Source organism: Streptomyces typhae, assembly GCF_009755605.1.
GTDB lineage: Bacteria > Actinomycetota > Actinomycetes > Streptomycetales > Streptomycetaceae > Streptomyces > Streptomyces typhae.
In genome coordinates this window covers 775,987-789,016 of record NZ_WPNZ01000001.1, presented here as the reverse complement: position 1 = coordinate 789,016, position 13,030 = coordinate 775,987, and the positions used below count along the sequence as shown (strand labels likewise).

Annotated in this window: 8 protein-coding genes; 7 read left to right on the top strand and 1 reads right to left on the bottom strand. The window is 71.0% G+C overall.

The window, feature by feature from the left end:
- Window positions 1-21: 21 nt before the first annotated feature.
- The gene (locus tag GPA10_RS03470) at window positions 22-606 is read right to left on the bottom strand and encodes a hypothetical protein (RefSeq protein ID WP_157164057.1); all 585 of its coding nucleotides are present in this window, start codon (window positions 604-606) and stop codon (window positions 22-24) included.
- A gap of 194 nt (window positions 607-800) precedes the next feature.
- On the opposite strand from GPA10_RS03470, the gene GPA10_RS03465 reads away from it, so the two are divergent.
- From GPA10_RS03465 to GPA10_RS03435, 7 genes are all read left to right on the top strand, one after another.
- Window positions 801-1,340, top strand: a complete 540-nt coding sequence (locus GPA10_RS03465; protein WP_246258639.1) for a DinB family protein — start codon at window positions 801-803, stop codon at window positions 1,338-1,340.
- A 706-nt stretch (window positions 1,341-2,046) separates the two neighbouring features.
- Entirely contained in the window at window positions 2,047-7,644 is a 5,598-nt protein-coding gene (locus tag GPA10_RS03460) for a DUF6531 domain-containing protein (RefSeq protein WP_157164056.1), read from the top strand.
- A 173-nt stretch (window positions 7,645-7,817) separates the two neighbouring features.
- Entirely contained in the window at window positions 7,818-8,144 is a 327-nt protein-coding gene (locus tag GPA10_RS03455; protein WP_157164055.1) for a hypothetical protein, read from the top strand.
- Window positions 8,145-8,226: 82 nt separating this feature from the next.
- Complete coding sequence (locus tag GPA10_RS03450) at window positions 8,227-8,613, top strand: hypothetical protein (protein WP_157164054.1); 387 nt, start codon at window positions 8,227-8,229, stop codon at window positions 8,611-8,613.
- Between the two features lie 85 nt (window positions 8,614-8,698).
- Window positions 8,699-9,388, top strand: a complete 690-nt coding sequence (locus GPA10_RS03445) for an ABC transporter ATP-binding protein (protein WP_343040249.1) — start codon at window positions 8,699-8,701, stop codon at window positions 9,386-9,388.
- A gap of 47 nt (window positions 9,389-9,435) precedes the next feature.
- Complete coding sequence (locus tag GPA10_RS03440; protein ID WP_157164053.1) at window positions 9,436-11,673, top strand: hypothetical protein; 2,238 nt, start codon at window positions 9,436-9,438, stop codon at window positions 11,671-11,673.
- 616 nt (window positions 11,674-12,289) lie between these two features.
- On the top strand, window positions 12,290-13,015 hold the full coding sequence (locus tag GPA10_RS03435) for a hypothetical protein (protein WP_343040248.1): 726 nt from the start codon (window positions 12,290-12,292) through the stop codon (window positions 13,013-13,015).
- The last annotated feature ends 15 nt before the right edge of the window (window positions 13,016-13,030 follow it).

Sequence of the window (13,030 nt, the reverse complement as noted above, 5' to 3'; positions counted from 1 at the left end):
CGGCCGGAGGCGAGCCGGCAGCTACTCCGCGCCGCCCTCGTTCCGCCCCGGGAACAGCAGCCGATTGACGGTGCTGGAGATCGCCCCACCGGCGGTGAGTTCGCCCGTGTCGATTTCCTCGAAGGCCACGGCAAGGGCGAGATCGACGGCGTCCGCCTCTCCGGTCACGCTGCCGAAACTGCTCATGCCCTTCTTCGCCGGGCTCGGGCCCCGGGTCAGGGAAACCGTCACGCCGGGACGGCTCAGCGAGGCCGACTTCCTGGCGCGCGTCACCACGTACTCGTACGAACGGTCCTGGTAGTCGAGGTGCAGCGCCCGCGCGGTGGTGCGGTAGGCCTTGTCGTCGAAGTGGAGCCGGACGGGTTGACCGGCGAGGGTGAGGCGTGCGTTCTTCAGCGTCGGCTCGCCGGGGCCCACCGTCTGGTAAAGGAGGTCGGGCATCTTCTCGCCGTACACGCGCACGTCCATGTGGACGCCGGTGGTCCGGGCGAACCCTTTACGGCGCTCCGCCTCCACCGTCACTTCTTCGAAGGCGCCCACGAAGCCTTTGCGGCCCCGGATCTTCTTCTGGAAGTAGGGCCGCAGCTCGAACTGGTAATCCGTCATCTGTACGCCGAGTCCTTCTCTCGCCCGTTTCCTTGCGGCCGGGTGTTTTCCGGCTCGGCCGCGACCGTGGCATCGCCTCTTCGACCCTAACCGCAGGCGATCGCGGTTCCGGCGGCGGGCCTCGGGTGGAGGAGGCTCCGGGAAGGCGCGTTCGGGTACTGGTGGGGCGGCTGTGCCCTCGGCATCATGGGGCGATGTCGACGCCGATGCCGATGCCGAGTGATGACCGTCACGGAGACACCCGGACCGAACCCCCGGGCGAGGCCGACGAGCGCACCATGCTCACCGCCTTCCTCGATTTCCAGCGCGAGACGCTCGCGGTCAAGTGCGCGGGGCTGACGCCGATTCAGCTCCGGCAGTGGGCGGTGCCGCCCTCCTCGCTGAGTCTGCTCGGCCTGGTCCGGCACCTCGCCGAGGTCGAGCGGGGCTGGTTCCGGTGCGTGCTGCTCGGGGAGGCGGACAAGCCCCACTGGGTGGGGCCCCGGGGGGAGGACGACGCGCAGTGGGACGTCGACGACGCCGATGTGGAGGAGGCGTTCCGGGTGTGGCGGGCGGAGTGCGACCGCTCCCGCGCGATCGTCGCGGCCGCTGCCTCCCTCGACGCCGCCGGATCCCACGACGGCACGACGTACTCCCTGCGGCACATCCTCACGCACATGATCGAGGAGTACGCCCGCCACAACGGCCACGCCGATCTGCTGCGGGAGCGGATCGACGGGGTGACGGGGGAGTAGCCGGGGCGGGAGCGCCCCGGCGAACAGGGCAGGACCCGCCCCGGCGAACAGGGCAGGACCCGCCCCGGCGAACAGAGCAGGACCCGCCCCGGCGAACAGAGCAGGACCCGCCCCGGCCGACCCGCCCCGGCCCACGGGCGGCTCTGCAACCGCCTGCACGCGACCGGGGCGGACCCACCCTCAGGCCAGAGTTCCTCAGCGCCGTCCCAGCCGCTGCTTCACGCGCTTCGCTTCGCCTCAGCCGAACCCCCCAGCGTCTTCCCCAGCTTGTCCGAGCTGGTGGACGGTGTCCGTAGGCGTCGTTCGGTGCACGGGTGCCGCCGATGACGGCGTTGGCGGCGGGGGCGTTGGCGGCTACGAGCGCGAGCGCCGTGGTGTCCGTGACGGCGGCGAGCACGGCGCGCACCGCGCGGGGCGGCGGTAGGGAAAGGAAAGCCTCATGGGGGTCGAACTTCTCTTTCGTCGGTCGGAGTTGCTCCGGCGCGCTGTCCGACGGTGCGTGGGGCGCGGGGGTTCATCCCCGGTTTGCTGCTAGTTCGCCCGTTGTTGCGGATCGGTAAAGACTGCTGGACGTATCTGGCGCGAGACATGGCAAACCCCCTCTTTGCGCCCTTGCCTTTCGATGGCCCATGCATCAAAGATCCTCACGACCTGTACACAACTGACCACGGTTGTGCAGGTATTCGGGGGGTGGGTCGTGCTGGCGATGGCGTCTGCGCGCTTGCGCGTGCTGATGGTCGTACTCGTGCTGTCCGTGGTGGCGGGCGGCGGGTGGCTGGTCGAGGTGCCGGTCGACGACACCGGGCCCGTCATGCGGCCGGCCGGGAGTGCGGGACGCATGCCCGAACCCGCGGCGGTGCAGAAGCCCGTGACGCCCGCGGAGCGGCGCGCGCAGACGGCGATCCGCGGTGCGGGTGCGAAGCCGCACGGCCTGCCGACGACGAAGAGCCGTCCCGCGACCGCCCGGCAGATGGAGCTTCTCGAACGCGATCAGCGTGCGGTGAAGCCGGGCGCCCGCGGTCAGCGTGCGGTGAAGCCGGGCGCCCGCAAACGGCGTGCGGTCGAGCCGGACGCCCGCCAACGGCATGCGGTGACATCAGGTGCCCCCGACCGGCGGGCCGCCGGGCCGCCGGTCGGCCGGGCGGGGGCAGTTGCGGCCGCGCCCTCGTACTCCAGCGGATCGCTCTACCAGTACACCGTGGACCCGTTCGGGAACACGGCCGCCCAGCAGGGCGGCTGGCTGATGGCGCTCGGCAACCACGTCGGCGCCGCGGTGCCGGGCGAACCGCTCCAGGTGTCGGCGGCGATCTGGCAGACCGGGGGCGCGGACGACGAGGTGCACCCCGTCAAGGTGCGCTGGCAGATCACGGACTACTGCGCGGGCACGCCGGACAGGTTCCTGGACTTCGGGCAGACCGTGCAGGCACCGACGCTCAACACGGGCCGGACGTTCCCCGTCGTGAACGCGTCCATCACGCTGCCGACGACCGCGTGCACCACCTCGAACCCGTCGTACTTCGTCTATGTCTGCACGACCGTGGCCGACGACCCCACGGACAAGGAGTCGTGCGGGTCGTACAACCTCTTCCACATGGTCCCGGCCCTGCCGGAAGGGGCTGCCTGCGCCGCGCTGTGCGGTGACGCGAGCGGCGCGGTGGGAACGACGGTGCAGCGCGCGGATCCGGTGAACACCGCGACGGGCGCGTTCACGGAACCCTTCACCGACGCCCACGTGGCAGCTCCGGGCGTGCCCCTGAGCGTGCGGCGCGTGTACTCCTCGGACCACACGGGTTCCGGAGCGCTCGGCAAGGGCTGGCAGTTGCCGTGGGAGACGCGGCTCGCCGTCCAGGCCGACGGTGATGTCACGCTCATCGGCGAGGGCGGCGCCCGGCATACCTACGCGAAGAAGAGCGGGGGAGCGTACGCGGCCCCGGGCCAGGCCCGTTCCACGCTGTCCGCCGACGGCAGCGGCTACAGGCTGACCACGGCCGACCACCGGGTCTACTCCTACACCGCCGAGGGCCGCCTCTCCGCGCTGAAGGACCGGACCGGACGCGGTCTGACACTGGAGTACACCGGCGGCAGGCCCACGAAGATCACGGACGCTGCCGGGCGCGCTGCCACGCTCTCCTACTCCGGTGACCGCCTGGACCGGTTGACGCTGGCCGACGGGCGCTTCGTCGACTACGACCACACCGACGGCCGGCTCACCGCGGTGCGGGCCCTCGACGGCACCACCGAGAGGTACGGCTACGACGCAGGCGGCTTCCTGGACGAGGTCACCGCAGCCGACGGCAAGGTCGTCACGGAGAACGTGTACGACGACAAGGGGCGGGTGACGGCCCAGACCGACGGGGTCAAGGAGGAGACCCGCTTCGCGTACCGCAGGAACGGCGAGTTCGACCAGACGGACACGACGGCTCCCGACGGGGGTGTCTGGACGGACATCTACTACAAGAACGTCCTGTTCACCCAGATCGACCCGCTCGGGAACAAGAGCTACTACCGCTACGACCAGCGCTTCAACCGCACCAGCGCCGTGGACGCGGAGATCCGCGAGACGCAGTGGGACTTCGACACGTCGGGTCGGATGAAGCGGCGTTCGTCCGGTGCCTCCGACGAGTCGTGGACCTACGACAAGGCCGGGAACGTCGAGTCGTACACGGACGGCGAGTCGAACAAGACGGTCTTCGGGTACAACGCGAAGAACCAGCTGACCTCGGTCGACGGACCGCTGACCAAGCCGGTGACGTACGGGTACGACGCCACGACGGGCCTCATCGAGTCGGCCACGTCCGCGCGCGGGAAGATCACGCACTACGGGCACGACGGCGACGGCAACCTGAAGTCCGTCACCGCGCCCGAGGGCGGCAGCAGCACCTTCACCCACGACGCCTCCGGACGCCTGCGGACGGCCGTCGACCCGCGGGGCAACGAGACCGGCGCCGATCCGGCGAAGTACACCACCGCCTACACCTACGACGCGGCCGACCGCGTCGAGACGGTCACGGACGCGCGCGGAAACGTCACGGCGTACGGCTACGACCAGGCAGGACGCCTCTACACCCGCACCGACGCGAAGAAGCGCGTCACGACGTACGGGTACGACGACGCGGGCCGCCCGACGACGGTCACCGACCCCGTGGGGAAGAAGCGGGTCACCGGCTACGACAAGGTGGGCCGCGTCGCGTCGGTCACCGACCGCACCGGTGGCACCACCTCGTACGTGTACGACAAGGCGGGCCGCCAGTCGGAGCTGGTGACCGCGCGCGGCAACGTCGAGGGCGCCAAGAAGTCCGAGCACACCTGGAAGTTCGGCTACGACAAGGTCGGCAACCGTAAGTCGGTCACCGACCCGCAGGGCAGGACCAGCGGCTTCGCCTGGGACGCCGACGACCGCCCGCTGTCGACGACCGACCCGCTCGGCCACACCCGCTCGGTCACGTACGACGACAACGGCTCCGTCACCAGCACGTCCGACGGCCTCGGCCACGGCACGACGCTCGCCTACGACGACGAGGGCCGCCTGGAGTCCGCCAAGACGTGGTCGAAGCACGTCACCCGGTACGAGTACGACGACGACAGCAATCTGACCGCGGAGATCTCCCCGGCCAAGGAACGCACCACCCACACCTACGACGGTGACGGCCGCCTCGCCACGTCGGTGGACCCGCGCGGCAACGCCGTCGGCGCCGACCCCGCCAAGTACACGTGGACGTACGGCTACGACACGGCGGGCCACACCACGTCCGTCACCGACCCGCTCGGACACAGAGCGACGACGGAGTACGACGCCGTCGGCAATGTCACCGCGGTGGCCGAGCCCGGCGGCAAGCCCACGGTGTACGCCCACGACGAGCTGAACCGCGTCGACCTCGTCACCCACCCCGACGGCGGCACGACGGAACCGACCTACGACAAGGCCGGGTTCCTGGACACCAGCAAGGACGCGAACTCCCGCGTCACGCGCTACGGCTACGACGCCGAAGGCCGGATGACGTCCGTCGCGAACCCGCGGGGCGAGACCGTCGGCTACGCCTACGACGCCGAGGGCAACCGCACCACGGTCACCAACGCGCGCCGCCAGACCATCACCACGACGGTGGACGCCCGGCTCCTGCCGACCAAGGTCACCTACTCCGACGGCACGCCGACGCAGTCGTACACCTACGACGACGCGGGCCGTCCCGTCACGGTCAAGGACGCCACCGGCTCCCGCACACTCACCTACGACAACGACGACAAGGTCGAGACGATCACGTCGCCGGGCGCGGCCAAGCCCTTCACCTACCGGTGGAACACCGACGACACCCTCAAGTCCCGCACCTATCCGGACGGCAGGGCCACCTCCTACGCCTACGACGACAACGGCCGGGTCAGGACCCAGACGACCGACGGCAAGGACACCGGCTACGCGTACGACGCCGCGGGCAACCTCACCTCGGTGACGCTGCCGACGACGACGGCGCGCACCGAGAGCCGCACCTACGACGAGGCGGGCCGCCCGGCCTCCCTGACGACACCGTCGGGGAGCAACTCCTTCGCGTACGACGACGCGGGCCGGATCATCACGGACACGCCCAAGGGCGGCAAGCCCACGCGGTACGCGTACGACGCCGCGGGCCGGATGAAGCGGGCGTGCACCGACACGGGCACCGCGTCCTGCCTGCCGGGCACCGGCGGCGACACGTACACGTACGACAAGGTCGGCAACCTCAAGTCGGCGAAGGCGTCGGGCACCACCACGACGTACGAGCACGACGAGGCCGACCGGCTCAGCTCCGAGACGAAGGGGACGGCGACCACCAAGTACGGCTACGACGCGGACGGCAACCAGACCAAGGACGGCGCGGACACCTACGCGTACGATCCGCTGGGCCGGGTCAAGACGGCCACGATCGGCTCCGACGCCTACGCGTTCCTGTACGACGCGGACGGCAACCGCACCGGCAGCAACAAGAACGGCAAGCTCGCCCGCACCTCCCGCTGGGACATCAACAACCCGCTGCCGCAGATAGCCACCGACACCGACAGTGCCGGCGCGCTGATGGCGGACTACCGCTACGACCCCGACGGCACGGCGCGGTCCATGGACCGCACGAAGGGCACGTTCCACTTCACCCAGGACCGGCAGAACTCCGTCAGCACGGTCTTCGACGCGGCGGGCAAGGACAACTACCGCTACACCTACGGCCCCTGGGGCAAGTCCACCGGCAAGGCCACCATCAGCGGCGGCCAGACGAGCATCTTCGGGTACACCGGGCAGTACAAGGACCAGTACCTGCCGGACCGCCTTCTGCTGCGGGCCCGCTCCTACGACACCGAGCAGAGCCGCTTCACGACCGTGGACCCGGTCCCGGCGGCCCTCGACAACTCCAGCAAGTCCTCGTACGCGTACGTCAACGACGACCCGGCGAACCTCGCCGACCCGTCGGGCGCGTGCCCGTGGTGCATCGGCGGCGCCATCGGGGGTGTCATCGGCGGGGGCGTCTACGCCCTGACACACCGGGACGACTTCGACTGGGGGGACTTCGCGGGGGCCACCGCCAAGGGCGCGGTGATCGGCGCGGGCGCCGGGTTCCTCGCCCCCGCGGGGATGGGATTCGCCACCTCGCTCGGTCTTTCCGGGGGGCGGGCCCTGGCGACCGCGGCGGTCACGGACGCCGCCATCGGCGCGGCCTACACGTACGCCGTCAACTCGGTGCAGTGCCAGCCGACCAGCCCGTCCGACCTGCTCCTCGGGGCCGCGGGCGGGGCGCTCGCCCCGCTCCTCGGACCGGCGCTGCGCTACGGCAAGGGGCTCTTCGGGAAGTCGGGCGCCTCGGCCGACGACCTGTCGCAGTTCTCGCTCCAGCTTCCGGGAAACCGGGGCTGGGCGGGTCAGAAGAAGCCACCGGCCGCACTGGAGGTGCACTCCCCACCGGCCAACTGGACCATCGAGGGGCAGCTCGCGCAGGCCGACAGCATGGTCGACGACTTCGCGCTGAAGAACCACACGCGCAAGGGGTCCGGCCGTGCCTACGTGGGCGGAGTCAACACGGAGACCGGTGAGATCGCCCTCGGGTCCTCCGGCGGCAGATACCCGGGCGCGAGTTTCTGCGCGGAGGGCAATGTGTGCTTCGCCCTCGGGGGCGACGCCTCGAAGATCAAGTTCACGAACGCCAAGCACGTCGTCAAGGACGGCGCCGCCAAGGTCACCAAGAACAAGCCGGTCTGCGTGAACTGCCAGCACGACTACGATCCACCTCAGTTCATCGATGGTGTGCGGCACGTCAAGGGTGGCCGTTGGGACAGGTTGGGATGACGGCAGTGAATTCTTTTGATCTCTTGCGGCTGGAAATCTCGCGGCATCATTGGGCGGGTATGACGTGCGGGTGCCTCAGGTCGGCCGAGCACATTCCCCGGGACTTCCTCCGCTCCCTGGGCGGTCCGCCTCCGGAGGACCCGGGGGAGGGCTGGGCGGACCAGCACGCCTTGGTGCAGTCGAACCTCATGCGGCCCGCCGTGGCCACGGCCTCCATGGTCATGGCGGCGCTCGCGGCGGGCGCCCCGCACGCGCACCGGCACCAGCTCATGTGGGTCCTGCACGCTCTGGTCCACGGCGAGCAGGACGACATCGCCGAGGAGTGCCTCGACGTGGTCCGCGGCGGCTCCTGGATCCTCTACGAGGAAATCTGCTCGGGCCGTTCCATCGAGGCGGCGTCCTACGCCTACGAAATGCTCGAACTCTTCCCGGAAGAGGACGCCAGGCTCAAAAGCGTCCAGCGGGTGGCACGCGAAAACCTTTCGTACGACCTCCGCTGACGGAATCCCACCCCATCGGGGGTGCGGACGATTTGCTACACATGATGATTTGCTACACATGATGATGGGGGAATTGAACGCAATGTCGATACGCAGCAGGTCCGTCTCGCGGATCGCCGTGGTGGCTGCCGGTATGGCGATAGCGGCGGGGTCGACCCTGGCCGTCGCGCAGGACATCTCCGTGGAGTCCTCGAACGGCGGTTACGCCGCCGCGTGGAGCTACGGCACCAACAGCAAGATCGGTCTGGCCGACCGCAAGGCCGACGGGCGGTCCGTGAAGGCGGAGTACAACCGCGCGGCCCACGGCACCAAGAAGTTCACCCTCTGGAACAAGAAGGGGGCCGGGAAGAAGACCTACAGCGGCGTCGGCAGCAAGGTCTGGGACGCCCGCGCCTGCGTCGTCATCAACAACTGGCCCGACGACTGCGGGCGCTGGTGGAGCGACGACCACATCGTCACCGGCGACTGACCGAGCCGGTCGGTCCGATGTGACCTGCCCGGGGCGCACGAGAGCCCCGGGCAGCTCTGTATCCCAAGAAGGCAGACAAGAATCCGTGACACCCCCCTCCTCGACACTCTCCTCCCCGCCGCTGGACATCGCAGGTCTCACCTACGAGATCGACAACAGAACGCTCCTGGACCGCGTGGACCTGGCGGTGCCGGCCGGTGAGTCCGTCGCCGTCACCGGGCCCTCCGGATCGGGCAAGAGTTCCCTGTTGTCCCTCGTGCTCGGACTGCTCCCGCCGACAGCGGGAAAGGTCCTGGTGGCGGGCGAGGACATGGCCGGGATGAGAGGCCGACGGCTCTCCCGGCACCGCCGGCAGAACATCGGAATGGTCTTCCAGTTCGGTGAGCTGCTGCCGGAGCTGTCCCCGGTGGAGAACGTCGCGATCGCCGCGCTCCTCGACGGCGTCCCGCGCGAGGACGCCTACCGGCGCGGCGGTGAACTCCTCGCGCAGCTCGGCGTGCGGGCCGATGGCGTGCTCACCGGTGAACTGTCCGGCGGTGAACGCCAGCGCGTCGCGGTCGCCCGTGCGCTGATCGGCGAACCGGCGCTGCTCCTTGCCGACGAACCGACCGGAGCACTGGACGCAGGGAACCGGGACCACGTCGCAGACCTCCTCTTCGACCTGCCCAGGGCCCGGAACTGCGCCCTGCTCGTCGTCACCCACGACCCCGAGACGGCCCGGCGCGCGGACCGCACGCTGAAGCTGGCCGACGGCAGCCTGACGGCGGCGCCGTGACGGGCGGCAGCACGGGAACGCGCGGCGGGGACGCGGGAACGCACGGCATGGACGCGGGAACGCGCGATCAGGGCTCGGGAGCGCGCGGCGCGGTGCCGGGCGGGCGGCGTCTCGCCTGGCAGTTGCTGCGCCTGGGGCACGCGTCCCACAAGGGCGCCGAGGCGGGACGTACGCGCTTCGGCGCGCTGCTGCTCGCCTCCGCGGTACTCGCTCTCACCTTCTGCTCGTTCGTCCTCGCGTCGGCGGCCTGGGACGGCCGCGAGGCACGCGGCGCCGCCCGGACCCCGGCCCTCGCCGAGCGGGGTGAGCAGGCGAAAGCCCTGTGGAGCCGCTACTGGGACTCCTACGGGGGCCGTCAGTTCACCGTGGTGGTGATCGCACCGCTGACGGACGACGCGCCGCTGCCGCCGGGCGTCGGCCACTGGCCCGCTCCCGGCGAGGTCCTGCTGTCCCCTGCGCTGGCCGAGGCGCCGCGTGCCGAGGACCTCGCCCACCGGTACGGGAAGGTGGCCGGGAGGATCGACGGCGCGGGCCTGGCGTCCCCCGGCGAGCGCCTCGCGTACGTCAGGCCCACGGCCGACCTGCTCCGGACGGCGGACCTGGAGAGGATCACCGGCTACGGCGGGCACTGGATCCCCTTCGGCGACCTGCGGGTCGTCGGTGAGAGGACGGCGATGTGGGCCCTGCTCGCCGTGCTGCTCGGGCTGCCCGCGCTGGCCCTGGTCGTCGCGGCCGCCCGTACCGGCGCCGCGGGCAGGGACCGCAGGGACGCCCTCCTCGACGCACTGGGAGCAGGCCGCGGCGCCCGGCTGTGCGTGGATCTCGGGGGCGCCGCGCTTCCCGTCGCGCTCGGGACGCTGCTCGCCGGAGCAGCACTCGTACCGGCGCTCCTGTACGACGTCCGACTGCCGTGGATCGGCTACACCTTGGCCGCGGCGGACGCCCGTGCGGGAACCGCGGCCCTCTCCGCGGCCATGGGGCTCGCGGCGCTGACGGCACTCGGCCTGGTCCTGCTGCTGCGGCCCGCCCCCACCCGCCGCTCCGGGGCGCGGTCGAACCGACCCACGAGCGCGCAGGCGGGCCCGCTGCGGCTCCTCGCCCTCGGCGCGTTCCCCGTCTTCGTGCTCCTGGCGATGTTCTCGGGTCCGCTCCTCGGCGGGGCGCAGCGCTCGGCCGTCGCCTACCTCTTCGCGGTGGCAGGAGTGTGGGCGACGCTCCCGTGGGTCCTCGGCTGGGGCGCGGGGCGGTGGAGCAGGAAGGCCGCGGGCTCCGCGCGGCACCAGGGCAACCCCGCCCTCCTGATCGCCGTGCGGACCATGGCCGCGCGACCGGCCGCCGTGGTCCGTCTGGTGGCGGTGCTCGTGGTCGCCGTCGGCGTCCTCGGGCAGGCGCAGATCCTGTCCAGCCTGCTGTCCGTCATGCCCGGTCACGAGCGGACGCCGGGCACGGCCGCCGAGAGCGCGGCCCTCGTCCAGTCGACCCACGCGGGCGAACTGCCCCCGGCGTTCCGGTCCTCGCTGCCCCGGACGGCGCGGGTCGTCGCCCTGGGGCAGGAGGGCGAGGGGCCGGAGACGGTGCGTGTCATGCAGGCGCCGTGCCGTGACCTGGCCCTCCTCGACCTGCCGTGTCCGCCGCGGGGCAAGCAGCGGCAGGTGGCCCTCGGCGATCTCGAACGGCGGGTGCGCGGCGCGGGTCCGGGGCCCGCCGGGGAGCCCGTCCTCGTGCGGTCCGGGCCCGTTCAGCCGCTCACCCGGGGCGAAGGGCTGCGGGCGCTGGTCTTCGCACCCGGTGGCTCCCGCCTCGACCTGCCGGCCGTCAAGCGCGCCGCACACCTGCACCTGTCCGCGAAGGCCGCCGTGCAAGGGCTGCGCGAGAGTACGGAACAGCCCTCCGAACTCAGCCACCAGTCACGGTGGATCCCGTTCCTCGGAGCCCTCGGTGCCGCGGTCCTGCTCCTGGCCATGGCGGTCGCGGCCACCGCGCAGTTCCTGCGGCTGGCCCGGACACTGGCGCCGCTGAACGTCCTCACCGGGGACCGGCGGGTGTTCCACCGGACCGCGGTGTGGGCCGTGGGCGCACCGCTCTGCGCGGCGGGCACCGTCGGCGTCGGCGTCCATCTCGTCCTGGTCCAGCCGGTGACGGGCGGAGCCTACGGCGGTGAGGTGTCCTGGCCGCTGCTGGCGGCCATGTCGGCGGGCACGGTACTGACCGCCCTGATCGCCACGCTCGTCGGCGGGGCCGTCGCCGCCGGACGCGCGGCCTCGTGGGTGCCGCGACCCGATTGAGAAGGGTGGGGCGCCCTGTCGGAAGAGGGGGCCGCCGCCCGATCGGCAAGGGCCCCGCTCCCTGATCGGCAAGGGCCTCGCTCCCCGATCGGCAAGGCCACCGCTCCCCGATTGGGAAGGCGCAAATTTGTGCGGAGATTCTGCGAAGGTGTGGCGTTCCCGCGGTGTACCTCCCGGTGCGTGGGCCCCTTCCCTCCCGGCGCACCCGGGGCGCGACTCCCGTCACGGGAACCACCCGCGCCCCGTCTGACGTCGTCCTGATGTCCGACGGATCGCCGTACGGGGTCGCGGTCCGGGACGACACGGGGGAGAGGATGGCGTGAAGTCGTCGCATGGCGTGTTGCACGCAAAGGCAGTTGGTTCGCTAGTGCACACGCAGAGGTGGAGTGGGGTGCTCTCGGTGACGTGGGAACCGAGGGCCTCGTATTGCGTGTGAGTAACGATGAAGCGGCTGTGCTTCGCGATCCATAACGCGCCTTGAGGGCCTTATGTGCTGCTGATACGGTGCGATGGCTTGACACTGCGCCTGGGGCCGACGGGCCGATGGAACCCCGGCCGAGGCGGATTCATGTGTCTCAAATGACGGATTTTTCTTGGTCGTACGGGGAGCGGTTGCGTGAAGATCCAGGAGCGTACGGGGGCGGGCGCCAACCGTTCCGCCGTGCCGGTTCAGGCCGGGGTCGGTGAACGTCTTCCCACCGCGCCTCGCGAGCGCAAACCCGCGCTGGCGGCACTCGCCGTTCTGCTCATCCTGGTCGGCGCGCTCGGCGCCACCGTGCTCGTGCTGCGCGCGGGGGACCGCATCGAGGTCCTGAAGGTGACGCAGAAGATCTCGGCCGGTGAGTCGGTGACGCGTGACAAGGTCAGCACGGTCATGGTCAACGAGGACTCCGGACTGCACTACATCAAGGAGTCGCAGTTCGGCGCGCTGAAGAAGCTCAAGGCCAAGAGCAGCCTCTACCCGGGCACGGTCATCGTCGGCGAGATGTTCGACGACAAGGGCGGCCTGCCCACCGGCAAGGCCTCCGTGGGCCTCGCCCTGAAGGAGGGCCAGTACCCCTCCACTCTGAAGCAGGGCGACACGGTCGCCCTCTACCGCGTCGCCGCCAACGGCTCCAGCTCCAGCAGCGACAAGGGCAGTGGCACCGGCAGCTCCTCCGGGCGGACCCCGCTGGTCGCGGACGCACGCGTCGGCCTCGTGAACAACAAGGCGGACGCCACCATCAGCACCGGCAACCTGAGCATCACCGTGCTCGTCGACAACGACGACGTCGCCGCGGTCACCAGCTCCGCCTCGCTCGGCGAGGTGGCCGTGGCGATCGTTCCCGGCAACGGCAACTAGAGGCGAGCAGAGCAG